The organism is Oceanobacillus aidingensis, assembly GCF_042654105.1.
Taxonomy (GTDB): domain Bacteria; phylum Bacillota; class Bacilli; order Bacillales; family Amphibacillaceae; genus Oceanobacillus; species Oceanobacillus oncorhynchi.
On sequence record NZ_JBHSFT010000020.1, the window covers coordinates 114,135 to 140,193 of the forward strand.

Below are 26,059 nucleotides of genomic sequence, written 5' to 3' on the forward strand. Positions count from 1 at the left end.
TTCAGCTATCTACTTTTCATTATAGACGTAATTCGTTAAATTTCAAACATTGACTACTTGATGAAACAGGTATATAGTTATTACATAGTATTTGAAACTACATAACGGATTGGAGATGTTTTTTTGAATAAATTTATTCGGGAACCAATGAATGCTTTTACTCATTTTATTGGGATTGTTTTATCTATCGTCGGACTGATATTACTTGTTGTCAAAGCAGCACGGGTCGGAACGCCATTAGACGTCGGTGCTGTCGCAGCTTTTGGTATTAGTTTAATTCTATTATATACTGCTTCAACGGTTTATCATTCTGTGATTGCCGGTCCAAAAACAATTGCTTTTTTGAGAAGAATGGATCATTCCATGATTTATGTACTGATTGCCGGCACGTATATTCCACTATGTCTGATTGCTCTCGAGGGAACGGTTGGCTGGGTACTATTCTGGGTAGTTACGGGATTGGCAGTCCTTGGCGTTCTATTTAAATTAATATGGTTCCATTCCCCGAGATGGCTGTCTACCCTTCTCTATGTTTTAATGGGATGGATTGCCATATTTTATACAGGCCCGCTTGCTCCAATTATCGGGACTGGCGGAATAACCTGCTTAATTGTGGGAGGAATATTTTATACGATTGGGGCATTTATTTACTGGTTAAAGCCGGAGTTTCTGCGTTCCCGCTATTTCGGCTTCCATGAGATATTTCATATTTTCATCCTGCTTGGCAGTATTTCACACTTCTTGTGTATTTATCTGTACGTCATTTAAATAGGCTAAAACCTCGAATTCATTCTTGGAGAATTCGAGGTTTTTTTCGAGTTTATTCGAATATATTTATTCAAGCACTCTTACTTTATAATACAACTTCTACTTTACTATTTTCGTAACCATTTTAATTAATTCCTGCTGATAATTCTTTATATCAAAGCTTTCACTTTGCAGCAGCATACTCTCACTCGCAGCGCCATTTATCAGTATAGCCGTTGCTTTGGGGTCAAAGTCAGCTGAAAAGATACGTTTCTCCTGTCCTTCTGACAAAATGGTTTCTAATCGCAGGTAAAGCGGATCTTCTTCCTCTTCATTCAATTTATAGTAAGGAATATTATCCTCCGTCCGGGCATTAAAGATGATTTCAATCAGTGCTACATTATTTTCAACATATTCATTTTGGTACGTGAGCGTTGCTGTTATATAAGCCAGCAGCTGCTCAAAGATATCTGTCTCTGCCTTCATCCGTTCTTCAATAAATTCGAGCTGGGCACCAATTAAGTAATTTAAGGTATGCTGGATCAGCTCTTCTTTATCGGCAAAATGATAGGAAATCAATCCCGTGCTGATTTTCGCTTGTTTTGCTATTTTAGCAAGACTTAATTTGACATAGCCAATATCATTCAACACATCAATCGTCGCTTTTAAAATTTGTTCTCTCCGCGCTTCAGAGATAAATGTTTTCTCCTTCGTCACTTCATATCACCCTCTTATCATTCGGACATACTGCCGCTTGTCCTCATCACGAATCACAGCTCCCTTAGCCGCTAAATCCTTCCGCAGCACCGCTGCTTCTTTTACATTATCTTCCCTCAGCACCTTTTCTCTCGCAGCAAGCAAACTGTTCACAGAAGCAGGAAAATCAGGATGCTCCGGAATCCAGCGCTGGTAATCCGCTTGATAAGGATCCTGAGACTTCCAGGGAAAATAGTGTTCCAAAAAAGCTGCTTTTATTTTCGGCTGCTTTACATCTGTTTGCGACCGATACAGCTCCTCTCCTTTTTGGCCTAAAACGACAATATCCTTTCTATCCATATAAATTGCTGAAATATCATTTTTTTGCAAGGTAACTTCTTGATCATACCTTTTCATTGTAACTTCTTGATCTGCAATCGTCATTTTTAATGATTCACTGAAGGCATACACCGCAAAGAGAATTCCTGCAATCAAACCAACAATTACTCCGATAATCGATACCCAGGAGCTATTCCAGGATACAATCCATTCAAAAAACGGACCAAACGGGACAAATGGAATTTTAATCAGCCAGCTCGAAATAATTTGAATAAACCAGCCAATAATTGCTCCAAGAAGCGGACCTCCTATAATAATAATCGCTTTATCCATTTTTGATAAACCAAGTACGGTTTCATTTTGCATATTTTATATTCTCCTCTGGATATAGTTTATTTTTTGATTGGTTAATCAAATTCTAACATAAATAATTAAATTTCACTAGTTAAGAGGAAGCAATCCGTATTTTAAAATAGAATAAAAGGTTAAATTGATTTCAGCCATAAATGGATATGTTTTAATTCACTTAAACCGGGAAAACACATGATAGAACAAACATTAACAGGAAGGATGATTATTCATGAGAAATACACAATATCAGCCAGCAAAAAAGAGAGACATTGCTGACGCTCAAGAGGTCCATTACTCTAAAGAATTTAAGCAGGCAGATATTGCTGGCGGCTATCGGAAACCTCGTGTTAATGAGGCAAAATCCGAGAACCCTAAATTAAAACAATAACTAGTTACCTTATTGACAATATAAAATTTTTAAAAGGAGCTGCAGCACAATCAGTAACTGATTGTGCTGCAGCTCCTTGATTTTTATCTTAAACTCTGAATTCTTGCATCCCCTTCATGCACCACTATATTTTCGCGAGAATGATAAAGAAAAACCAGAATACCGCTTGGTCTTTAAATCACAGGTGTCCTCGCCAAAGCGATGTCCGCTGCGGGAAGTCGCTTTCCGCGGGCAACGCTTCAGTCTCCTCGGAAGAAAACCGCTTCCTGCGGGGCATAAGTGCGACTATGCTTGTGTCTGTTCCTGCCGGCTTGCCAATCAGCAAGTCTTCTTTAAAGGAGATGAGCTCGGGGCCTATGGAAAGCGTAGTATTTTTCCGCAGCGGCTATATTCAGCTTTTTTTATATACTTTCTTATTCTTTGAAAAAAACAATATTCACGATCAGATTGATCTTTTCTTCATTCTTCCTATCGATTCATTCTTACAATTGCCAAAAAGCTGCCTTTTGCGTTGAACAAAAGACAGCTTCCTGCTTCTTAACGTCTATTAACAATAGTGATTTTCCGCATAAACGGAAAACCTATCAAGTAAAAAACAATACCGATGAAAAACATGCTTACAAAGGTCATTATAGTCACATCAGAGAACAGATTGACAACGGCATCAACCAGCCAGCCTTCAAAAGCACCATATAGGGTAACAACCATCAGGACTCCCAGCACAGTTCCTCCACCGACTAATCCCGTCCGGTAAAATAGTAATGCAATGTAATACAATACAGCCATAATTAGGAACATGACAAGGGCATCCACGACAATCCGCATAATCCAGTTATCTGTCAAAAACATAGCCGGATGAACATAAATATAGTTTGTCACACCAACTGCCTGGAATAACCATTCTGTTACCTGCTGCAGCGTGCTTCCAATAAAAGCTATCGCCAAGGAGTATGCAAACATAAAATACAGCTGCATGACATACATGTTTTTACGGGTAGCTCCCATTTTTAATCCAAACGGAACATTGCCTTTCACTAATTGAAACCCGACAATACCAACGTTAAAGTATGTTGCAAACGGGATGGCGAAATACATTTTAAATTCATCGACTCCCAATAATAAATAACAAATAATAGCTGATGCAATGATGATACCTGTTAATATGGAAAAAAATATTTTAGCGGTTCGAACCACATCAACCGTATAATAATAAAACATGCCTTTTATTTGATTGTTCATGGATTAAGCCCCTTTCTTCTTCTCTGTTAAATGAATCATCAGCTCCTGCACCGGAACACCTTCCACTTCTAGACCGGCTTCTTCTGCTTCTTTCCTGCTGCCGAAAGCATATGCCATGGAGCTGCCTGCTAAATCCGTACGCTGGATAATATCCTTATCCACTAAATAAGCATCCACTTTATCCTTTGGTCCAGAAACAGCGACTGTCTTTGCCCGCAATTCTTCCGATCTTTCCTGGAGCACGACAGCACCCTTTTTAAGAATAATAACCTCTTCAAACATTAAACTGACTTCATCAATCAAATGCGTAGAAAAAATGATTGTCCGGGGGTTTTCCTGATAATCATCCAATAGGATGTCATAAAACATTTTACGGGAAGGAGCATCCATACCGATATAGGGCTCATCAAATACAGTGATAGGTGCTCTGCTTGCCAGACCGGTTGTAATTCCTAACGCAGACTCCATTCCTTTTGATAACGTCTTTACTTTTGCAGATTGCTTCAAATTAAACGTCTCTAATAATTCTTCCGCCATTTCCTGGTCCCAGTTCGGGTAAAAATAAGCAAAAATCTTCAATACTTGCTTTATCTTTAACTCTGGACTGAAATTATTCGCTTCTTTGATCAGACAGATGGATTCTGTGAGCCGCTGATTTTCAAATGGGTTCTCTCCATCAATGGTGATATCTCCCGAAGATGCTAACATTTGACCACTTAAAATATCCATGAAAGTCGTCTTTCCTGCTCCATTTCTGCCAAGCAGACCATAGATTTTATTTCCTTCCAAAGTAAAGGAAACCTGATCCAAAGCATGATTGTCACCATAGGTTTTACTTAATTGATTCACTTTAATTTCCATGTGCCTCATCCTCTCGATTAAGCATATTAATTAGTTCCTGTCTATCCATTTCCAGCTTCTCCGCTTCCCTTTTCATTGGAAGCAGGTAATTCTCATAAAATGTCTGCTTTCTTTTTTCAATCACAATGCTTTTCGCTTCCTCTGTCACAAACATGCCAACGCCCCGTTTCTTGATTAAAATACCTTCCAGGACAAGCTCATTGATTCCCTTGCCTGCTGTAGCCGGATTAATCTGATAAAATTTCGCAAATTCGTTGGTGGAAGGCGCCCTTTCTCCGCCATTCAATGAGCCATCGATAATGGAATCTTCAATTTGCTCTTTTATCTGCAGGAAAATCGGTTTGTTTTCATCTAATTCTTTTTTCATTAGCCTCATTCCTTAATTGGTTAATTACTTATGTAACTAACCCTATAACATAATCAGTATAAAGTCAACTTGTTTATTTAAAAATAATCTGCTTATATTCGTAGTGAAACCTTGTGTACAAAGGGTGATTTACACACTTTTATTTTTCATTTTGAATTGTACAGTTTTGTTAGAGAGGTCTATTTTTCACGCAAAAAAATAAGACCAGGTAAGGTACCCGGTCTTATTCTTCATTCCATTATTCCTCTGCCATTTCCGACTGCACATAATGATAAACCAAATTCTCCGTATGTTTAAGAGATAATTCGTGTGTGCGTTCGAACGCATGCGATGCATCAATTCCCGGTCCAATTAAGCCATGAACGACATCATATCCAGCTCGGATAGCTGCTGATGCATCGGATTGATAGTACGGATAAATATCTAATTGATATTCGATGCCGTTCGCCTTAGCAATTTCTGTAAGATGATTGCGCAGACCGTAATGGTACGGCCCGGAAGCATCCTTCACACAAATCGATACTGTATATTCATCGGTTCTCTGTCCGTCTCCGATAGCCCCCATATCAACCGCTAGGTATTCTACCGTTTCCGGCGGGATATTCGAATTGCCGCCATAGCCGATTTCTTCATTATTGGAAAAGAGAAAATGTGTTGTGTAAGGCAGCTCTGTCAGATCTGCTGCCAGCTTTTCAATCACGTTAATTAAGATTGCTGCACTTGCTTTATCATCCAAATGACGCGATTTAATAAAGCCGGATTCTGTTAATTCTACTCGCGGGTCAAAGGAAATAAAATCGCCTACTTCTATTCCCAATTTACGGGTGTCTTCTTCATTCTTCACCACTTCGTCAATACGCACTTCCATATTTTCCGTATCTCTTTTCAGTTCGCCTGCTTTTCGATACACATGGACAGCGGTTTGATGCATTAAAATCGTTCCCGTATATTTTTCTCCGCTCACGGTATGGATGGTACAATATTCCCCTTCCACAAAATTTAGCGGGAAGCCGCCGATGACTTGTATTTTCAGGCGGCCGTCTGCTTTGATTTCTTTAACAATGGCTCCTAGTGTGTCTACATGCGCTGTCAAGAAGCGATGTTTTGAAGTATCCTTCCCTGGCAGCGTTGCAATCAGACCGCCTTTATTGTTGCGTTTGGTTTGTACGTTACTTTTCGCTAATCGGTTTTCAATAAATTGAATGGCATCTTTAGTATAGCCGCTTGGACTTGCTATTTTCACTAAATCTTTAATTAGTGTTTTTGTTTCCTCTACATTGGGAAAACTACTCATTATATTACCTCCTCCAGGTTTTGAAATGAAGATGAACTTGTCTATTACAGTTTATCAGAAAACGCAGCGTTCGATAAAGCGCATCTCAACAGCTCATTTCACTTTCTTAGCGGCCTTACGCACAAGTCTTCAGGTGCGCACAAAATTACATTTATACCAAAATAGAAAAGCCTTCCTTTTATGTTTGCCTGGAAATTGCATTGTCATGAATTGTTCATAGTTCAAGGAAATGTTACTTTTTTGATTTGACTATACTTGTCTTACACTTTATTCTGCTATAAGCTTAAATCTGGAGAAATTATACTGAATTCAATAAATAGAAGGAGGAAAAACGATGAAAAAACTTACAGGGGCGTTCGCTTTTGTTGTCTTACTTTTCGCATTTAGTGCAAGTCCTGTCTTTGCACATACACATCTTGATACGTCTGATCCAGAGGAAGGCTCAACGGTAACAGATACGTTAGACGATATTACGCTATATTTTGAAACAGTGATTGAAGATAGTGCTGTGATGGAGCTTCATGCTGAGGACGGCACAGAAATCGCGCTTGATAATCTGACTGTCAATGAAGATGAGTTTTCTGCTGATGTCACGGAGCCTTTAGAAAATGGAACATATACCCTCAGCTGGGATATTATCGGTGTAGATGGTCATCCAATGGAAGACTCTATTTCATTCGAAGTGGACATAGAGGAATCTGCCGTTGAGGAAGAGGAAGACACCAATACTGCGGAAGATGAAGAGAATACAGCGGATACACCCGAAGAGCAGGCTGATGAAAATGAAGCAGCCGCAGAAAATAATGTGCAGGAAGAAGCTGCAGATGATACGAATTCCAATACCTTGCTAATTGCTGTGCTGGTTATTGCTATTGTCGCTGTCATCGCCATTGTACTACTAAAAAGGAAGAAATAATGTATGTTTTATGTAACCATTTTTACAGAAACGTTCTTATATCTTTGCCTTGCATTTTTAGCGGGAAGCTTTCTGATTCGACTGCTTCCTGCCACTTCTCATATCAGGGTTAACATATCTTCCAATCTGCAGCTTGCTGCAGTCTGGGGGATTGCTTTATTTGCATTTGTCCCTCTTATCCAGTTAATAACTCATATCGCAGGCCGTTCTACCTTAGGCTCCGCGTTTGAAGATGTTCTATTATCCTTTCGAATTGGAAATGCATGGCTATTCTTATTTATTATTTGTATTCTTTTCAGTGTTTATATTGCTTATATCAAAAATACAGACAGTAAACAGGCAGCTTGGGTCGGAATGGTGTTCACAGGCTTTGCGGCATTTGGAGTCGGCTGGGCAAGCCACGCAGGTTCTTTCGAGGGATTTCTTGGCGTCTTCACACATGGCGTACACATGCTGGCAGTCAGCGCGTGGATTGGAACGCTGTTGATGGCCTCGTGGTTTGTACCAAAGTCTATGGATTGGCAGCGTTTTGTCACCAGCTACCATCCCTTTGCACTTATCTGTTTTGTCATTGTTGTCTTAAGCGGTATTTTATTAGCCCAATTCACCGTGGATTTCAGACAGTATGATGAAGCCCTGCTCGTTTCTTACGGCCAAAGTTTATTCTTAAAACAATTATTTATCATTCCATTAGTCATATACGCTATCTTTAACGGGATTTGGATGAAACGGCGTTTACAGGCCGATGCAAGCCTTCAGGCAAGACCTTGGATACGTGTAGAGTTCTTTATTATTTTATTTATCCTGCTGCTGACAGGCATCATGAATGAGCAATCACCGCCGCTTTACATGGAAAGCCTTATCGAACATAGCGGTTACGCTCCTATTTTAAATATGTTTTATGATGGAACCATGGATGGCGCAGCAATTAGCTTAGCTTTAGACGGCTCTGTTTTCTTCTTTATTGCCTTAGCACTTGCTTGTATTGCCGGCAGTATCTATATTTTTAAAGCTAAAAAACACCCGGCGCTTTCTTGGCTGACCTCGCTGCTCTTTGTCGTCATGGGATACTTTGCTTTTATTCAAAGCATTGTAATCAACTGATTGTCTTTTATTAAACTGAAAAAAGTCTCAAAATGGATAGAAGTGCATTTTGCGACTTTTTTTGATGATAAAAATTTACCTAGATGCAGGTTCTTATTAAAAGTACTCTGACTGCTGATATATCCCTAACAAAAACGCATGTGTTCCAAATAGTATTCAGAACACATGCGTTATATTTACATTATCTCAGTATCGTAACTTTTACATCTTTTCTTCCCCAGCTGAGTGCTTGAGATTGATCCGATACGAATACATCAATTTTATTTCCATTGATTGCTCCGCCGGTATCACGTGCTACAGCTACACCATAGCCTTCCACCTCTACCACACTGCCAAGCGGAATAACGCTAGGGTCAACAGCGATTACTTTTGCACCTGGATTGTTCTTTAAATTAAATCCAGTTGTTGTAATGCCGGTACATCCGCTGCAATCAGCTGTATAAGCTGTTGATGAAACGGTAAATGTTTTACCTGAGCTTTCTTCCTTACTTGAACTCTCTTCTTTTTCTGCAGAATCTTCTTTCGGCTTAGAAGTCTCTTCCTTCGATTCTTCTTTCTTTTCAGGCTCTTCTTTTTCTGCAGGAGCCTCTTCTTCTTCCGGGTCATTTGTGATTGTTTTTGATGCTACACTTGTCTCTTTTTCTTGATGGACTTTAGTTTCTTCTTCCTCTGCTGCTTCCGCTTCTTTAGCTGCTTTTTCTTCTGCGGCTGCGAGCTTAGCCGCTTCCTCTTCTTTTGCTTTTTCTTCCGCCGCAGCAATTTCTGCTTGCGTATCCGCTTCTAAAGAGGCTAATTGGGAATCTGTGATTTCCAGTTCATCTACAAGCGCTTCTAGGTCTGCCTGCTTCGTTTCCAGTTCATCCTTTTGTGCATTGCTGTCAGCAAGTGCAACTTCTACGTTATCTTTTGCAGCGCTTTGCTCTTCTTTTAAGTCATTCAAAGCATTCATTTTTTCAGTTTCTTCTTTTTGCTTGTCTTCTAAAGAAGCAATATCTGTTTCCTGCTGTTCAATTAACTTCGCATCGGAATCTGCTATTTTATTCACTGCATTTGCGCGTGAAATAAAATCTTCAAAGCTCTGTGCGCCGAAGAGAACTTCCAGATAATTGATGTCTCCGCCGGATTGCTGAACAGATACCATCCGCTCTTGTAATAGTTCAAAACGTTCCTCTATCTTTTGTTCAAGCTCTTGCATTTCATCTTCTAAAACAACAATATCGTCTAATAAAGCATCAATCTGTTGATCTGTTTCATCAATCTCCTGCTGCTTTGCTTCTAATTCATTTTCAGTACTTGCGATCTCACTCTTTAACTGCTCCAGTTCTTCTAATACGGAAGCAATCTGTTGTTCAGAATCAGATAACTCTGTTTTAACATCTGAACGCTGATCGCGAATTTCTTCAAGATCATCAGCAGTTTCTGCTTGAACTGGTATAATACTTGAACTCATGAAACCAACTATCATTACTATCGCTAGCAAAAATGATTTCTTCAATTCTACTCCCCCTGTTCCTGCATCACTACTACATAGCTCTCTCTCTGTAAAAGGACATTGATCCTTTTGCTATTATGCAGCTTTGTGAATCATAGGATAAATTTAACACTATATAAATTCCTAATGAAGTGTAACATCTACAGATTGCAGAAAGGTTATAGAAATATTACAGTTTTGTATCGCCGGAAGCTGATTTTCACCTTAAAGCCTGTCATACGAATGCTTATGGGTGTAATATTACATTCTAATTACAATACAGAATATAAATGAATTTCCCATGGTGAATCCTGGTCTTCAAATGTTTCCTCCAACGATAATCCGATATCTTCCGCATTTTCAATCGGGACAGCAGACAGGATGTAATCTCCTCCCAGATCCTTCAGTGCGTCTGTATCAATAGCCAAGTCCTGAATCGGTTCATTTTTGTTTCTAGTATACATATAATCCTTTCCATGCTCGGCTACATACATGTACAGCCTTCCGCCCCATGTATCAAAATAGTGTTCTAATGTCGGACTCTTATCCAACTCTCCGGCAATTACTTCGCGAAAAAGATGCTTATAATCCAGCGGGAAGCTATTGTTATACGTATCCAACGTGTAGAAGCCATTAAATTGAGCGATGGTCGGATGTAATCCGATGCTGACCACGCGGTAATCACTCGGATCTTCTCCAATATAATCTTGAATCGATGTAAACAGGTCCTCTGAATAAAACTCTTTAAAGGTCGGTGTGTTTACTTCCCGGTACTTAAACTCTTCTGACTGCCCGAAAAGCAGTATACTCTGCCAGATAATCAGGACGGCAACAAGAACCTTCCCGACTTTTTTCAGCTGCCACAAAATAAGTAAGGCTAGTGCAAAGGCAATATACCAGATTGGCGGATCCATAAAATGAATCCGTGCAAAATTAAATGTATTCAAAACAGAAATGCTCTCTTTTAATGGCTGCCAGCCTTCCCAATACCAGAAAGCGTACCAGAAGGAGAGGGCTAAATTAATCAAAAACAGGGTGAAGAGCCATTTTGGCTGCCTGTTTTTAAATAAGGCAAGCAAGATAGCTATTAAAATAACCGGAATAATAATATAAGCCTGTACGGCCTCGTCATGGGTGTGCCCATATAAAAAATTCTCCCATGCTAATTCATAGCTTCGTTCAAAGGTATTTCCGCTTAACTCCAGCTCCTCCCGGTGAGAAGTAAAGCTGTCATCGAAAAACATGGAGGTAATCAATAAATAATCCTTCATCACAAAGATACCTGCCATGATGGCAATGGCAGCAAAAAAAGCACCATTCCATTTTTTATTGCGAATCCAGTCAATCAGCCACAGCAAGCCAATAACTGCTAAAAAGAAAACAAAGCTGAGGACAAAATTAGCAAAAAACGGAATCAGGCATAGCAGTATCCATGTATGCTTCGGCGCCTCTGTCCGGTATTTGCGAATCATTAAAAAGACATATAAAGCAAGCGGCATCCCTGCAATGGAAAGAACTCCCGAAGGCCAGTAAGGAAGCATCGCAAAAGCAAGCGAAACGCCTACCGTTATCCAAGGTGCTGTCTCTTTTTTCACAATAAAACGCGTTAATAATAAATACATGCCAAAAAACGCTGCAAAGCGCATAATAGTCTGGCTGATGGTATAGGCTGTGATTGGTTCAAACAGTACATAGAGCCAAAGCGCCGCATCAAAAGCAGACGGCAATGCACTTCTCGGCAATCCGTCAATCGCATACGGCAGCGGCACGTCTGTTAACGTGAAAATAGACCCGCTCTCTGCAAGTACTTTATACCAGACAATATTAGAGTCCATGTTGTCATGGACTCTAATATGTACATCTTCTCCATAAATCACATAAGGAGATAAGTAGGCAAGCAAAACAAGGCAGCCCACCCATATCCATTTATTGTGCATAAAATTGCTGAATGCTTTGAATGACATATGCTACATCCCCTTTACTTATTCCATAGTAAAGTGGTAATCGTATCAAACGTTCACTTTCTATCGTTGTATATCTGTCTTCTCCAGAGAAGACGCCGCATGCTTTTCCTGCGACAGATGAATGCAGCGGGACATAGTGCGTTGCTGTCATAATACCAAGCTGCTTTAAATAACGGATCAATTGACTCCGCACTTCTATATTTCTTGTTTTAATAAAGAATATGTGTCCATTGAAGGCTCTACCTTCTGGAATATAAGGAAGCTCTATCTTTCCTGCATCTGCAAGATCAGCCAATCCTTCTTTATACATTTGCCAGGTTCCGAGACGATTATCATTTATTTCCTTCGCATGCTCCAGCTGTACAGACAGATAAGCTGCATTCAGCTCGCTGAGCAGATACGAGGAACCAATGTCTCTCCAAGAATATTTATCCACTTCTCCACGGATAAACTGTGAACGGTCCGTCCCTTTCTCTTGAATCATCTCCGCACGCTCAACGAGAGAAGGATCATTAATATATAATGCCCCTCCCTCCCCGCAAACATAATTTTTGGTTTCATGAAAGCTGATCGTTCCCATGTGGCCAATCGTTCCCAATGCTTTTCCTTTATAAAAGCTCATTAATCCTTGTGCAGCATCTTCGACCACCCATAGGTTATGTTTCTCTGCAAGCTCCATAATCCGGTCCATATCACAGGATACGCCGGCGTAATGAACGACCACGATGACTTTTGTCTTTTCGGTAATTGCCGCTGCAATTTGTTCCGGGTCGACATTCATTGTCCTTGGTTCGACATCTGCAAAGACAATGTTCGCGCCTCGGAGGGCAAATGCATTTGCTGTCGAAACAAAGGTGTATGAAGGCATAATGACTTCATCTCCTTCTCCAACCTCTGTGAGCAGCGCAGTCATTTCCAGTGCCGCTGTGCAGGATGGAGTAAGCATGACTTTTTTCACGCCCATATTTTCTTCCATCCATTGCACACACTTTTTCCCGTAAGGGCCGTTTCCTGATAATTTCTTTCCTGCGATGGCATCTTTGATTGCTGTATTTTCTTTTCCTATATAACATGGTACATTGAATGGTATCATGGTATCACCTCATTATCAGAATACCTGCTACTACAAAAGCAAAGCCGATGATTTTCTGTGTACTGATTGGTTCTCCAAATAAAAAAACCGAGAATATAAAAACAAGAATAAAAGAAAGACTCATAAATGGATAGGCATAGCTGATATCAAATTTAGTCATCGCAGCCATCCAGCTTAATGCCGCTAAGAAAGCAGCAATAAAACCGGAGAGTATCCAGGGGTTCCAGACAAGCTGAAATAAAAATAGAAATTTATCAAAGAGCCCATCCGGCAATTCCCCTTGCCGATCCATTGTCCACTTAATAATTAATTGTCCATAAACGGTAAACAAAACGGTTCCAGCAATATAAAAATAACCCAAACCTCTCTCCCCCTGACATTCCTTTGTATACTTCTACCGCGATACAAAATAAATGGATATGTGTTTAATAGTATCTGTTTAATAGAAGGAACCGTTCACCTTATGATAAATATCCTTCCCAGCCCGCAACCGGAATCCTAAGCCGATGAAAACATTTAATGACGCCGGATTGCTGGGTGAAATCGATGTAACCAGTTGCTCCCTGCCAGTACGCTCAAATTGCTCTTTGACGCATGCAGCTGTAAAAGGTTTAGCAAATCCCTGTCCGCGAATGTCCTTATGCATTGCTAAAAGCAATACATTTTCTTCCTGATAAGCAAAGAATCCTTTCACACGGCCATCCTGCTTATAAGCAAGAATCAGCTCCTGATCAATCAAGTCCTTTACCCAATTTCGGTAGCGGAGATCGGCCATTTCATTCGGAACATGAAAATCACGGTGATACCTACCGCCTTGAAATGCTTCTTCGGCAATCGTTAAAATGTCAGCTGCATCATAATTTTCATGGAAGGTAACATCTCCAGCTTCTTCTTCTAAAAATTTATTGCGGTAACAATAGGGCTCCATTAATGTATCTGCATAATAAAAACCATATTTGTGAAGCAATGCCTTATCAGCCAGCGGATCTACTTTAACGGTAAAATGCCCCTCGACATCTGCTGCAGCCTGCAGCGCAGCTTCACTATATTCGGTTAATTGAAAGGTATCAAGCGGGAAATTCCGGCTGTCCCAAGGCGTCGGCTTTAAATATTCACTCATTTTCCTCTTCCTCCCTGTTTCACTTCTAACGTTTCATTTTTTTGGATTTCCCCTTTTATGTCCTTAATTAAATAAATAGGACGGTTCTTCGCTTCGTTGAAAATTTTCCCAAGGTAGAGACCAATAATTCCAAGCTGGAAGAATAGTAAACCGCCAATAAAAAAGATGGACACCATCACACTGGTCCAGCCTTGAACAGGCTCATCCAAAAAGAAATAGCGGGAAAATAAATACAGCGCATAGATAAACGAAGCGAATGCCATCAGAAAGCCTACACCAATCGAAAGCCGGAGCGGTTTATTCGATTGGGAGACAATCGCATCTGTTGCTAAAGCGAATAATTTTTTCAATTGATAGGAGGACTTTCCTTCTTTTCTGGCATCATGCTGTACTTCTATTTTTGTCTGCTGATATCCCATCCATTGAATAAAGAAAGGAAAATAACGATTTTGCTCGCGCAGTTTACGAAAGCTCTCCACTACTTTTTTTCGGGATATACTGAAATTGGCGATTGTTGCATCTGTCTTCTTCCCGGTAAAATAATCATAGACTTTATAGAAGGCTTTTGATGTGAGTTTTTTTACATTCTTATCCTGCCTTTGCATGCGCTGTGCAAAGACAACATCATAGCCGTCCTGGGCCCGTTCGTACAGCGAAGCAATTTCTTCCGGGCGGTCCTGCAAATCACAATCCATCACAACCACCCAGTCTCCTGAGGTAAAGTCAAGACCTGCCGTGATGGCATGATGCTGTCCAAAATTACGGGACAAATTAATTCCTTTTATTTTTTTATCTTTCTGATGAAGCTTAAGCATTGTTTCCCAGGCATGGTCCGGGCTCGCATCATTTACCATAATGATTTCATAATCTGCCGGAATGGACTGGATAGTTTGAATAATGCGTTCTGCGAGCTCGACAAGGCAGCGTTCACAGCCATAGACCGGGACAACAACTGAAATCAAATCGGTACGTTTGTTTTCCATTTTGCTACATACCATTCCACGGTTTTTCTCAGTCCATCCTCTAAATCAACTTGCGGCTGCCAGCCTAGTTCCCTTTGAATTTTACTTGCATCGATGGCGTATCTCTTATCATGTCCTTTTCGATCCGTCACAAAGGTAATCAAATCAGAAAAATGCGCTAAACGATACTTTTGCAGTAAATCTGGTCTTTGCTCGTCTAATAAATAACAAACGGCATTGGTGATGGTGATATTTTCCTGTTCATTATTTCCGCCGACATTATAGGTTTCCATCGTTTTACCCTGATGATAAACCATATCGATTGCTCGGCAGTGGTCCTCAACAAACAGCCAGTCACGGATATTCTTCCCATCCCCGTAAATCGGTATCGGCTCATTTGCCAAAGCCTGCCGGATAATCGTAGGCAGAAGCTTCTCATCATGCTGTCTTGGTCCATAATTATTCGAGCAGGAGGAAATAATCACATTCATCCCATACGTATGACCAAAGCTTTTTACTAAAAAGTTCGCTCCAGCTTTCGATGCGCTGTATGGATTTCTTGGGTCATATGGCGTGTCCTCTGTAAATTTTCCAGATTCACCTAATGAGCCATAAATTTCATCCGTGGATATGTGATGAAATCTGCGCTCACCAAGCTCTCCTTTTTCCTCCCAATCTGCTCTCGCCGCCTGCAAAAGATTCAACGTACCAACGACATTTGTATCGATGAACGGGCTCGCATCATGAATCGAACGGTCTACATGGGATTCTGCAGCAAAATGAATAACCCCTTCAATATCATACTCTTTGAAAATCGCTGCTACGGTTTTCATATCTGCAATATCGCCATGAATAAATTGATAATTCCCGTTATTCTCGACTTCAGTTAAATTAGCTAAAGAGCCGGCATAGGTTAGCTTATCTACATTAATCAATTGCTGATCAGGATATTTCTGCTGGTAATAGTGGATGAAGTTGGAGCCGATAAAGCCAGCTCCGCCAGTAATTAAGATAGCCCTACTCATTTTCAACCAGTCCTAACATCGGATGATGGTCGATGGTATCCCAGTATTGCTGGCTATGCTTGCGATTGGCAATTTCTATTAAATATTGCCCATAATCGGTTTTTTCCATCGACTTTCCTTTTTCATATAATACATCTCTTGATATATATCCCAGATAGAAAGCAATCTCTTCCAGGCAGGCAATTTTAAATCCTTGGCGCTGCTGGGTCGTTTTGATAAATTCCGCTGCATCAAACAACGACTCCTGGGTGCCTGTATCCATCCACGCAAAGCCTCTGCCTAACAGCTCTACATGAAGCTGATTCCATTTTAAATATTCTTTATTTAAGTCGGTAATTTCTAATTCCCCTCGTTCTGAAGGTTTGAGCTTTTTAGCAATCTTCACTGCTCTGGAATCATATATATACAGCCCTGTTACGGCAAAGTCTGATTTTGGATCATCTGGTTTTTCCTCAATCGAAATTGCTTTTTGATGATGATCAAATTCAACCACACCAAAGCGCTCGGGGTCTTTAACCCGATATCCAAATACAGTCGCATGCTGATGGTTCTTTATCGCATTCCGCAATAAGGTGGTAAACCCTTGGCCATAGAAAATATTATCCGCAAGAATCAGCGTAACATTATCCTTTCCGATGAATTCTTCAGCAAGAATAAAGGCTTCAGGAATTCCTTTTGGTTCAGCCTGTTCTTTATAGACAATTTGAATACCTAATGCCGATCCGTCTCCCAGTAATGTCTCGAAACGAGCAATATCTTCTGGTGTACTAATAATCATCACTTCTTTAATACCACCCAGCATCAAGACAGATAGCGGATAATAAATCATCGGCTTGTCATAAACAGGCAGCAGGTGCTTATTCATACTATCTGTACTCGGAGACAGACGTGTTCCACTTCCTCCAGCCAGAATAATTCCTTTCATGATACACACCCTCCATCAAAATATATTTTTATTGTTTTTAAAACATAGGTCTTGTTATTATCTACATTATTCCTTTAAAGACCGTTTTGTAAACTTACATTCTTGTTTCAAATTTATTTCGTGAATAGAAAAGCTGTTGCAGATTTACCATGAAATTGCCACAATTGTATAGAAACAGGAAATGATGCGGATTTATTTTATCGCAGGTGCCTGTTTTTAATATAATAAACCATCTCTATGTTTGCTAAAAATGTGTATGCGAATAATTTAAAACGCACTATTACAAACAGAAATCTGTTAGAGTAATAGCTAAAATAGAAATAGATTAAGTAAGGAAGATTTTAAATGAACAGACAGCAATTAGAGAAAAACATATACAAATATGCCTCTGAGTTACTTACGGAGAAAGGTTATGTCAGTCCAATCGATGTTTTGATGAAAATGGAGAAATTATCAAAGAAGCAAGCTGAGGATTGGCACTTTAAACGGACTTCCGTTTCCGCCACAATCGAAACAAAGTATTTTCCTGATGCGTTGCGCCTAACTGTTACATTGATAATACGCCCTTCCACTTCCCGACTTTTGGCAAAACGGACAAGCCCGAGTTTGGGCAGTTTGATATGTTTATCCAATACAGCAATATTTCCATTGACATGTTTGGTTGTATACGATTGAATAAGGTTCTTCTTTGATTTAAAACGAGGAGCCTTGTTCTGTTTCTTGTAATAACGTGTATAGGAATCATTCACGTTTTCAACAGCTTTTTGAAGGGCAATACTATCGACTTCTTTGAGGAAGGGATAGGTTTTCTTCAATTCTGGAACCGCTTTGATTGCCTTATTTTTATTGAAAAATTCGCTCTTCCAATTATTTTGAAGAAGCTGTCCGTTTTGTACCATTTCATTCACCGTATGCCAATAGTGGTCTTTTTCTTTTTGTTTTCCTGTAAAATAGTTGTAGACAAAGCGGGAGCAGCCGATTGTGATATGCTCCCAATACAGTGGACAGAGAAATAATAAAAATTCTCTACTACTGTATTGGGGGCATTTTCTATGTCTAAAAGGAGAAGTAAACATACTTTAAATGAAAGGATAGAGGCAGTATTACGTGTGATGGAGGGGAGCGTGTCTGTAAGCAGGATTGCTAAAGAATACGCTGTCGACCGAACGACGATTAACGTATGGGTTCGCAAGTACAAAGAAAATGGGGGCGATGGTTTAAAGGATTTGAGGACATGGAAGGGATATTCCAGCGAGCTGAAAAGGGAAGCTGTTGAATTTTATTTAAATGGAGAAGGCAGTTTGAGAACGACTTGTGAAAAGTTCAATATTTCATCTCATTCGGTTTTACGTCAATGGATAAATCAGTATACTAGTGGGAAAGAGATAAAATCTACTAGTAAAGGAAGAGGAACCGTGACTAAAGGGCGTAAAACCAACTTTCAAGAGCGTATCGAAATTGTACAATATACGATTGCCAACGACCGCGACTATCATAAGGCAGCTGAAAAGTATAACGTTTCTTATCAACAAGTATATAGCTGGGTACGCAAGTATGAAAAAGATGGGGAACAAGGCCTTCAGGATCGTCGTGGAAAGTCCCTGGAGTCAAAGCCTACACTTACAGAAGAGGAAGAATTACAGCTTCGTATTAAAGAGCTGGAACACCGTAATCAGTATTTAGAGGCGGAGAATGGCTTATTAAAAAAGTTGAAGGAAATCGAAAGGGGGATGGGACCGCGCGACTAGGAACACATTTAGCTAAATTCCAAGCAATTCATGATTACCAACAGGAGACAGACACTCCGATTCTATTACTCTGTGAAATCTTAGTTGTATCACGCTCCGGATACTATAAATGGTTGAACTATGACCCAACAGAATCCGAAAAAGAAAATGAATGGCTCATGAAAGTAGTGAAAGAAGAATTTAAAAAGTATCACGGTAACTTTGGTTATCGTCGAATAACCATGGTGATCAACCGCAAATATAAGAAGCAGTATAACGAGAAAAGAATTCGACGCTTAATGGATCAAATGGGCCTAAAATCGCATATTCGCCGGTCGAATGGTTATTCAACGAAGACAAGTCACGAAAATATTGAAGAAAATATTTTAAACCGAGAATTTACCGCAGAGAAGCCGAATGAGAAGTGGGTAACGGATATTACGCACATGCATTATGGTTTTGGTAGTAAAGCTTATTTAAGTGCCATTAAGGACCTTTATGACGGCTCAATCATTGCTTACCAGGTTGGACGCTATAATGACAACCCTCTAGTTATGGATACCATCAAAGCGGCTATACAAGCAAATCCTGACACAACTCCATTGATTCATAGTGATCGAGGTTCGCAGTATACATCAAAGGAGTATCGTTATATTACTACAGAAGCTGGCATGACGCGCAGTATGTCTCGTGTCGGTAACTGTATTGACAATGCTCCGATTGAGAGCTTTTTCGGTCACTTTAAATGTGAATGTTACAACCTAAAGCAGTATAAGTCGTTTGAGGAGCTAAAGGAAGATATTGACGAATATATAACGTTTTATAATGAAGAACGATATCAAGCAAAATTAAACAGCCTAGCACCGTTAGAATTCCGGCACCAGGCTGTCGCATAGATTTTTTGTTTTTTCACTGTCTACTTGACAGGGCGCAGTTCAATTGTCTTATGGATGAAGGTGATTTGTTTTTTGTTCGGATAGATACGAAAACGAAATGCTTTTTTTACTTTCATGGCTTCTTACCTCCTCCTGTCTATTATATCAGAAGAAGGATATTTTTGGAACGTTTGTTCGATTCGATGTTGAACAATTGAGACACTCTAAAGCAAGCTTTTGTGCATAGGAAATTCACCTCCCCCTTACCTCTACGCGCTTGAAGAGGGAGTTTTCCCTCCTTTTTTTGATAAATAAAAGGCATGACGCTCATCTCTTAAAGAGCAACATACCTTTTATTCAACATCTATCTATGCTTCCCTCTTGTATTTCTTATCCGCAGCTGACTGCAAAGTTGATTTTTTCTCTGTTATTCCATACCAATAAGCTGCACCAATGAAAACTGCCCCGCCGACAAGATTTCCAAGGGATACCGGAATCAAGTTAGCAGCAAGACCTGCAAAAGTAATTGTTTCCGGATGCGGGATCATTAAAGCAGTTGACAGCACAGTCATATTTGCCACACTATGCTCAAAGCCAGATGTGATAAAAGCGAATAAACACCAGAAAATCATGATGAGCTTTGCTGTTTCATCCTTTAATTTAACAGAGCACCAGACGGCCAGACAGACCAGAATATTACAGAGAATCCCGCGAACAAACAGCTCCATAAATGGTCCGCTCATCTTGGCGCTTGCAGAGGAAATAATGAAATCTGCCGTTCCTCCCGTAGCCAATCCCGAATAAAAGAATAATCCAGCTACAACAATAGACCCGGCAAAGTTGCCAAAATAACTGAATACCCATATCCGCAGCACATCTAAAACCCTTGTTTTCTTTGTTAAAAAGCCAATTGTCATTATCATATTATTTCCCGTAAACAAGTCAGATCCGGCCATAATGACCAGACTCAAAGCAATCCCAAAGGAAACACCCATGACAATCGATGTTCCGGCAAACTCTGTCGGAGCAAGCATCCCGCCGATAGTAAAAATTAAAATAATTCCTAGACCGACAAAAAATCCTGCCAGCATCGTCATGATGAGATATTTGCTTTTACTATGATTCAATTGTTTTACCTTGGAAACAGCTGTGTTACTGAAAGTGGTTATGGTCTCCATCATTTTTTGTTCCTCCTCTTTGCATCCCATTCTATCGCATTCTCAGTCCTACTTCTATCCTGTTTTTCCAGCTTCTCTTTCAACTCTTTGGTAAGTACCAGGCCGGCGTCAGATGTTGAAAGTGCCACTGTCAATTTTTCCTGACTGAGTCCTGCTAAAGCAATAAAATTAGATAGCTCATTTTGACTTGTATCATGGACCCACTGGTTATCTGCCGCACATCGGCAAACATACGCGTTGACTGCTTGATTATCCGTTGCCGCAAAAATGAGATGTGCATTTTTTATGTCTTGTGCTTCAAATTTTTTCTGCTTCCAGACCACATCATGCATTTTAAATAGCTCCTCCCGTATCCCCGGACTGATTACGGTGATTTTGGCTCCTGTTCCTGCCAGTTCTTTTGCCTTACGCAGAGCTGTCTCCCCGCCCCCGATAATTGCCACCCTTTTTCTGTCGAGGTTCATCATCACCGGATACATCTTCTCCATCACACGCTTCCTCCATTCGCTTGATTAACGTTTTTTTCATCAGCTCATCAAATTCTAATTTTGGGCAAATAACAAAAGTATCCTTTGAAGAGAAAACAATCTGTTCTATTTTTTCAAGCTGCAGACCAGTAAATAACAAATATGGCATCACATAAACTTTTTTATATCGATAAGGAAGAAATTCCAATGTTTCTTCCAGGCTGGGTTTCCCCAGCTGCAGGAATGCTGTATACACCGGAATATCCAATTTCTGCTCAACGCTCTTTCCAATCTGCTGCAGCTCTTGAATAGGCCTGAGATGACTGCTCCCGCCGCCAACAAGCATAATTGCTGTATCCTTTTCATTTTTTTCAGCTCCGATACGTTTCACCACAAGATCAACCATATATGGATGCGTTCCAAACGGCTCCGAGATTTCAAACGAAATAAAGGGATATTTCCTTTGAACCGCACGCAGCTCCTCCGGAATATCCAATTGGTGTTGAATTGCTGAAAAAAGAAGAACAGGCACAATCAAAAACCGCTTTGCCCCATCAGCAATTAACTTTTTCATTGTCTCTGCAATGGTCGGAGCGATTAATTCCAAAAAAGCTATTTCCTGGTTTGGAGAAGCAACCTCCTCCTTCACAGATTCAATAAATCTCTTAAACTGAGCTTCTCCTTCTTCACAACGGCTTCCATGACCAATATAAACCACTGCATCAAACATGTGTATCCCTCCCATTTATTCGATTTATTTTTGGCTGTATCCGCTTCTCCAGTTTTATAGAATCTTTGTTACATCATGTATTCTAATATTCTCACATTTATCAACCTGCTTTTTAGCAGCGATTACACGTCCCGCCAAGATCATTTCGCTTATTCCTTACATTCTTTATACATTATTAAATCTGTAAAATTATTTGTGAATAAATTCACAAATGTAGTTAAAAAAAGATACCTTCCAGTTTTTCTTTCCAGAGAATAACTCCCTCACTGTTAGTGTAGCACATTCTATTTTTGAATTGCGTTGATTTTTTGAACAGTTTGTGTCTGGTTTAGTAATGTTGGGTGAATCAGCGGAAAATGCCAGCTGCCAAACAAGCAAGATGCTTCATTCTGATTTCCGGGACACAGATATGTTTAACATCGTGTTTCATATATTCGGCAGGAAAGAAGCATTTCTTCCCTGTCGAAATACAATGCAAATCATCTATTTGCGGATAATAAATACATTCTCATACAGGAACATTTAAGGCCAAAACCCCAGCCATTTCCACCACGTAAAAGCAACAAGAAGCGTTATGAGCGTGCTGGCAAGCGTGGATAATAAACCAGGCAGGTAAAAGTCCTGTTGATTTATCATTCCGGTTCCGTGAACGACAACGTTGGGCATCGTTTCTACAATTAACACATATCCGAATAAAATGGTTAGTGCAGAAGTAAAAGCAATCACTACCGGATCAAGATTTGCCTGAAACGACAGACTGATAAGCACAGGAAGTAATGTAACTACCGCTGTTGATACATTCGTAACCCCTAAATGGTAAAGCTGCGATATTAAAATAACGATAAGTATCGCGAGCCATGGATTCGCAAATATATTTACGATTTGTTCCGAGGTAATCAGCACCTCCAGGATTTCAATGGCTCCGGATTCAATTAAGGCGAAACCTAAAGAGAGCGTTGCTCCAATTAATAGAACTAAATCAAAATTGACACCGACCAGCTTCCGCCATTCTACAAAACCTATTTTAGGCATTGCCATTAAAACGACCGCCATTAAAGCCGGGACGGTGGGGTGATAGCCATGGAGCGGCTCTGTCATCCAGAGAATAACTGTTACCAACAGGATAATCATACATTTCAGTTCTGCACCGTTTATCCTCCCTAATTCTTTCTTTTTCTGTTTCATTTCGTTCGATAAGGTTTCAAAAGAAAAATTTTCAGGCGGGTAGCATTTCCAAACAATATACGGAATAACGATAATTAATAAAGTCCATATTGGAAAAGCATATAACAGCCAGTCTAAATACGATAGGGTGCGCCCTGTATATAATTGTAAAATTTCGATGGTCAAAATATTCCCGATAGCTGCTGTTAAAATGGCTGTCCCGCTGACATTCCCTGCATAAGCTGTTCCTACCAGCATCAGCTTGCTAAAGTTGCTCCCCTTTTTCGCACCTACGGATTTCAAAATAGACAGAACAACTGGAACCATCAGCGAGGCGCGCACTGCAGTTGCAGGTATAAAAAAAGCCTGGATTTGCATAAGTAAAAACAAGCCCATAAAAATCCCTTTAGCTGAAGCTCCCCACTTAGCCAGCAATATGTAAGTAATCCTGTCCATCAAAGAAGTTTCGTTTACTCCTTTGGCAATCATCATGCCAGCCACAATTAAAAATACCGCCGGAGACCCGAAGCCGCTTAAGACAACATCAATGGAGACAGCGTGTAAAAATAGTAATAATACCATGGTAAGAACAGATGTCATTCCAAGCGGAAGGGACTCAAAAGCCCATAACAAAATTCCATACACCATGATGCTGATTGTAGCTTTTGCAGACCAGGGAATCTCTGCCGGCAAAAAAATCAATAAGCCGATAAAAATAATCGTAGATATCAAAAACGTTATAATTTTTCCATTTACATGGATTCGACCTCTTGGTTGGTTCGTTTTTTTCCTGAATAACATAAGAGCAGCCTTCTTTTTATCATTTTAATTTTTCCTATCTCAATGAGCTAAAAACTATTTTAACAGGAAATCCATACCATAACAGTACGGATTTCCAATTTACTAGTCAAGATGAGGCACTGATATCTTCATGTGTCACAGCTTGCCGAGGGTCAGACTTATTAATAAACTTTTGAATACCTATTAATGCAATTGTAAGAATAATCCCAATCACATCTGTCTGAATCCCGGAAAGCATAAACATAATTGCTGCACCTAAAAGAATGATTCGGCTATACCAGCTGGCCGTTTTTCCAAAAAACCATCCCTGAACAGCAGCAGATAATAAATATACTCCTATCAATGCTGTAATAACCGCCAGGATAATGGAGCCGGTTGTCCCGCTTTCCAGCAATAATTCTGGGCTGAAGAAAAACATAAACGGCACAATAAAGGCAGCAAGTCCAATTTTAAATGCTTCTACACTTGTTTTCATAGGATCTGTCCCTGATATACCAGCCGCTGCAAATGCTGCCAGCGCAACTGGCGGTGTAATGGCAGAAATAACAGCATAATAGAAGACAAACATATGTGCAATAATCGGTTCTATTCCTAGATTCACTAATCCCGGGGCAATTACAGAAGCGGCGACAGCATAAGCCGCTGTTGTCGGCATCCCCATGCCTAGAATAATAGAAATGGCCATGGCAAAAATTAAAGCGATAAGAAGATTATTATCTGCTATCGTAAGCAGCATCGAACTAAATCGCTGACCAACCCCCGTTAACGCGATGACACCCACAATAATCCCGGCTGTAGCTACAATGGCAATCAGTTGAATGGCATTTTTCATGCCTAATTCTAGTGCTTCTAAGATCTTCATCAGACCCATTCTATTTTCTTTACTAAATAGACTTAAAATAAAACAAGCCACGATTCCAACAGTACCTGCAAAGATTACAGAAAATCCATTTACTAACAGATAGATTAATAAAACTACTGGCGTAAATAGATAGAATTTCTTCATTAATTTTTTTAAGTTAGGCAGCCGGTCCCGAGATAAACCAACCATTCCACTTTTCACAGCCTGGAAATCTACCATAAAATAAACGGACACAAAATATAAAATCGCTGGAATGGTTGCCGCTATAATAATACTTGAGTAAGGCATTCCAGTAATTTCCGCCATCAAAAATGCGCCAGCTCCCATAATCGGCGGCAGCAGCTGACCCCCTGAGGAGGCAGTTGCTTCTGTTGCTGCGGCAAACATGGGGCGGTATCCAGTCTTTCTCATCAGAGGTATTGTCAAAGATCCAGTCGCAACAACATTACCTGCTGAAGTTCCGTTTATCATCCCCATGAGGCCCGAAGAAACCACAGCAACCTTTGCCGGCCCGCCTCTGAGTCCGCCTGCTATCCTGAAGGCTACATCAATAAAATACTGGCCGACACCAGACATTTGCAAGAATGCGCCAAAGATGATAAAAAGAATAATATATTTGGAGGAGACATCTGTCGTTACCCCAAATACCCCATCTAAACCATATACATATGTTGCGAACCTCTCCAATGAATAACCATTATGATTTAAAATCCCTGGCAAATACGGTCCTGCAAAAGAATACAGAATAAACACAAACGCCAATATAGGTAAAATCCAGCCGCTCGCCCGACGAGTTATTTCTAAAACTAACAATAAACCAAGAGCTGCAACAATAAAGTCCATCGTAGTAGGCGCTACTCCAAACCGAAAGACAAGCTGACTCAAATTGATATAAATATATAAAGCAACGAAAATAGCAACTGCAATAAGCAGCCAATCTATAATAGACACTTTATTTGACTTTGTCTTCCAGCCTTTGTAAAGCATTAAGGCAAGTACTGTGCCAAAAGCCAGATGCGTACTTCGGAATACCCAAGGGTCAATTGGATTAAAATTAAGTATATACAAATGATAGAGTGCTCCAATAACAGCAATAGCTAAAAACAGGTAGCGTACAAATCCAGATAGATTTCGTATCTGCTCTGAAGTTTCTATCTCATCTTCTCCAAGCGTGGTATCTATTTTTTTATTTTCGTTTTCCTCTTTTTTTTCTACCTGCTTTTCACCTTCTTTATTCCAATTTTTTTGTTTTTTCTCTTTTGACATATATTGCCCTCCTTGTTAACACGCCGAAATGATAATATTGAAACTTTATGATAGCTTTTTATTCAAATGGATATTATCTATTGAGCAGGGATATAGGTGGGACTTGGAGGCCCAACCATCCCTTCAT

Annotated in this window: 25 protein-coding genes and 1 pseudogene; 5 read left to right on the plus strand and 21 right to left on the minus strand. The window is 40.0% G+C overall.

All coding sequences use genetic code 11. From position 1 onward, the window contains the following. The first annotated feature begins 123 nt into the window (after positions 1-123). Positions 124-768, plus strand: a complete 645-nt coding sequence (trhA, locus tag ACFO3P_RS13705) for a PAQR family membrane homeostasis protein TrhA (RefSeq protein ID WP_042530514.1) — start codon at positions 124-126, stop codon at positions 766-768. Positions 769-867: 99 nt separating this feature from the next. Here the strand turns inward: trhA and ACFO3P_RS13710 are convergent, their stop codons facing one another. Together ACFO3P_RS13710 and ACFO3P_RS13715 are read right to left on the minus strand one after the other, a co-directional pair. Then, positions 868-1,464, minus strand: a complete 597-nt coding sequence (locus ACFO3P_RS13710; RefSeq protein ID WP_042530512.1) for a TetR/AcrR family transcriptional regulator — start codon at positions 1,462-1,464, stop codon at positions 868-870. Positions 1,465-1,470: 6 nt separating this feature from the next. After that, a complete protein-coding gene (locus ACFO3P_RS13715) occupies positions 1,471-2,148 on the minus strand; it encodes a YqeB family protein (protein WP_193063552.1) in 678 nt (225 codons plus the stop codon). Between the two features lie 214 nt (positions 2,149-2,362). On the opposite strand from ACFO3P_RS13715, the gene ACFO3P_RS13720 reads away from it, so the two are divergent. Continuing rightward, positions 2,363-2,521 carry a YfhE family protein gene (locus ACFO3P_RS13720; RefSeq protein ID WP_139089027.1) on the plus strand — a complete coding sequence of 53 codons (159 nt, stop codon included), beginning with the start codon at positions 2,363-2,365 and terminating at the stop codon, positions 2,519-2,521. A gap of 537 nt (positions 2,522-3,058) precedes the next feature. On the opposite strand, the gene ACFO3P_RS13725 is transcribed toward ACFO3P_RS13720, so the two are convergent. The 4 genes from ACFO3P_RS13725 to ACFO3P_RS13740 form a co-directional block, all read right to left on the minus strand. Then, positions 3,059-3,760 carry a hypothetical protein gene (locus tag ACFO3P_RS13725; RefSeq protein ID WP_042530506.1) on the minus strand — a complete coding sequence of 234 codons (702 nt, stop codon included), beginning with the start codon at positions 3,758-3,760 and terminating at the stop codon, positions 3,059-3,061. A 3-nt stretch (positions 3,761-3,763) separates the two neighbouring features. Beyond that, positions 3,764-4,621, minus strand: a complete 858-nt coding sequence (locus tag ACFO3P_RS13730; protein ID WP_193063548.1) for an ABC transporter ATP-binding protein — start codon at positions 4,619-4,621, stop codon at positions 3,764-3,766. Further along, on the minus strand, positions 4,611-4,988 hold the full coding sequence (locus ACFO3P_RS13735) for a GntR family transcriptional regulator (protein ID WP_042530501.1): 378 nt from the start codon (positions 4,986-4,988) through the stop codon (positions 4,611-4,613). Before ACFO3P_RS13735 ends, ACFO3P_RS13730 begins: the two co-directional genes overlap by 11 nt. A 238-nt stretch (positions 4,989-5,226) precedes the next feature. Further along, positions 5,227-6,282, minus strand: a complete 1,056-nt coding sequence (locus ACFO3P_RS13740; RefSeq protein WP_193063546.1) for a M42 family metallopeptidase — start codon at positions 6,280-6,282, stop codon at positions 5,227-5,229. 334 nt (positions 6,283-6,616) lie between these two features. Here ACFO3P_RS13740 and ACFO3P_RS13745 point away from each other — a divergent pair, with 334 nt between their 5' ends. Further along, entirely contained in the window at positions 6,617-7,198 is a 582-nt protein-coding gene (locus ACFO3P_RS13745) for a copper resistance CopC family protein (RefSeq protein ID WP_193063544.1), read from the plus strand. A gap of 3 nt (positions 7,199-7,201) precedes the next feature. Next, on the plus strand, positions 7,202-8,302 hold the full coding sequence (locus ACFO3P_RS13750) for a copper resistance D family protein (RefSeq protein ID WP_193063542.1): 1,101 nt from the start codon (positions 7,202-7,204) through the stop codon (positions 8,300-8,302). 181 nt (positions 8,303-8,483) lie between these two features. On the opposite strand, the gene ACFO3P_RS13755 is transcribed toward ACFO3P_RS13750, so the two are convergent. The 9 genes and pseudogenes from ACFO3P_RS13755 to ACFO3P_RS13795 form a co-directional block, all read right to left on the minus strand. Next, the gene (locus tag ACFO3P_RS13755) at positions 8,484-9,797 is read right to left on the minus strand and encodes a PcsB-like coiled-coil domain-containing protein (protein WP_193063540.1); all 1,314 of its coding nucleotides are present in this window, start codon (positions 9,795-9,797) and stop codon (positions 8,484-8,486) included. Between the two features lie 248 nt (positions 9,798-10,045). Next, positions 10,046-11,737, minus strand: a complete 1,692-nt coding sequence (locus ACFO3P_RS13760; protein ID WP_289584334.1) for a DUF6044 family protein — start codon at positions 11,735-11,737, stop codon at positions 10,046-10,048. After that, the gene (rffA, locus tag ACFO3P_RS13765; protein WP_042530487.1) at positions 11,700-12,830 is read right to left on the minus strand and encodes a dTDP-4-amino-4,6-dideoxygalactose transaminase; all 1,131 of its coding nucleotides are present in this window, start codon (positions 12,828-12,830) and stop codon (positions 11,700-11,702) included. The genes ACFO3P_RS13760 and rffA overlap by 38 nt, the downstream gene beginning before the upstream one ends. A gap of 4 nt (positions 12,831-12,834) precedes the next feature. Continuing rightward, the gene (locus ACFO3P_RS13770) at positions 12,835-13,191 is read right to left on the minus strand and encodes an EamA family transporter (protein WP_042530485.1); all 357 of its coding nucleotides are present in this window, start codon (positions 13,189-13,191) and stop codon (positions 12,835-12,837) included. Positions 13,192-13,269: 78 nt separating this feature from the next. After that, positions 13,270-13,950 carry a GNAT family N-acetyltransferase gene (locus ACFO3P_RS13775; RefSeq protein ID WP_289584335.1) on the minus strand — a complete coding sequence of 227 codons (681 nt, stop codon included), beginning with the start codon at positions 13,948-13,950 and terminating at the stop codon, positions 13,270-13,272. Then, a complete protein-coding gene (locus ACFO3P_RS13780; protein ID WP_289584336.1) occupies positions 13,947-14,933 on the minus strand; it encodes a glycosyltransferase family 2 protein in 987 nt (328 codons plus the stop codon). Before ACFO3P_RS13780 ends, ACFO3P_RS13775 begins: the two co-directional genes overlap by 4 nt. Continuing rightward, positions 14,909-15,937, minus strand: a complete 1,029-nt coding sequence (rfbB, locus tag ACFO3P_RS13785) for a dTDP-glucose 4,6-dehydratase (protein WP_289584337.1) — start codon at positions 15,935-15,937, stop codon at positions 14,909-14,911. The genes ACFO3P_RS13780 and rfbB overlap by 25 nt, the downstream gene beginning before the upstream one ends. Beyond that, entirely contained in the window at positions 15,930-16,862 is a 933-nt protein-coding gene (gene rfbA / locus ACFO3P_RS13790; RefSeq protein WP_193063530.1) for a glucose-1-phosphate thymidylyltransferase RfbA, read from the minus strand. Before rfbA ends, rfbB begins: the two co-directional genes overlap by 8 nt. Before the next feature lie 485 nt (positions 16,863-17,347). Further along, a pseudogene (locus ACFO3P_RS13795) lies at positions 17,348-17,863 on the minus strand (IS200/IS605 family element RNA-guided endonuclease TnpB); the annotation flags it as partial. 51 nt (positions 17,864-17,914) lie between these two features. On the opposite strand from ACFO3P_RS13795, the gene ACFO3P_RS13800 reads away from it, so the two are divergent. Beyond that, positions 17,915-19,485, plus strand: a protein-coding gene (locus ACFO3P_RS13800; protein WP_289584339.1) for an IS3 family transposase whose coding sequence is annotated in 2 segments (ribosomal slippage) — positions 17,915-18,578 and positions 18,578-19,485 — 1,572 coding nt in all. Because the reading frame shifts where the segments join, the coding sequence is not laid out codon by codon here. Positions 19,486-19,505: 20 nt separating this feature from the next. Here ACFO3P_RS13800 and ACFO3P_RS13805 read toward each other — a convergent pair. The 6 genes from ACFO3P_RS13805 to ACFO3P_RS13830 form a co-directional block, all read right to left on the minus strand. Beyond that, entirely contained in the window at positions 19,506-19,601 is a 96-nt protein-coding gene (locus tag ACFO3P_RS13805; RefSeq protein WP_212929572.1) for a helix-turn-helix domain-containing protein, read from the minus strand. 231 nt (positions 19,602-19,832) lie between these two features. Beyond that, the gene (locus tag ACFO3P_RS13810; RefSeq protein ID WP_042530469.1) at positions 19,833-20,645 is read right to left on the minus strand and encodes a formate/nitrite transporter family protein; all 813 of its coding nucleotides are present in this window, start codon (positions 20,643-20,645) and stop codon (positions 19,833-19,835) included. Further along, positions 20,642-21,130, minus strand: a complete 489-nt coding sequence (locus ACFO3P_RS13815) for a precorrin-2 dehydrogenase/sirohydrochlorin ferrochelatase family protein (protein ID WP_084612863.1) — start codon at positions 21,128-21,130, stop codon at positions 20,642-20,644. The genes ACFO3P_RS13810 and ACFO3P_RS13815 overlap by 4 nt, the downstream gene beginning before the upstream one ends. After that, positions 21,048-21,839: a sirohydrochlorin chelatase gene (locus tag ACFO3P_RS13820; protein ID WP_289584340.1), complete on the minus strand. Its 792-nt coding sequence runs from the start codon at positions 21,837-21,839 to the stop codon at positions 21,048-21,050. Before ACFO3P_RS13820 ends, ACFO3P_RS13815 begins: the two co-directional genes overlap by 83 nt. A 522-nt stretch (positions 21,840-22,361) precedes the next feature. Further along, complete coding sequence (locus ACFO3P_RS13825; RefSeq protein ID WP_042530467.1) at positions 22,362-23,804, minus strand: SLC13 family permease; 1,443 nt, start codon at positions 23,802-23,804, stop codon at positions 22,362-22,364. A gap of 106 nt (positions 23,805-23,910) precedes the next feature. Next, positions 23,911-25,932 (minus strand): TRAP transporter permease, encoded by a 2,022-nt coding sequence (locus ACFO3P_RS13830; protein ID WP_084612861.1) that lies wholly within the window; start codon positions 25,930-25,932, stop codon positions 23,911-23,913. Positions 25,933-26,059: the final 127 nt, after the last annotated feature.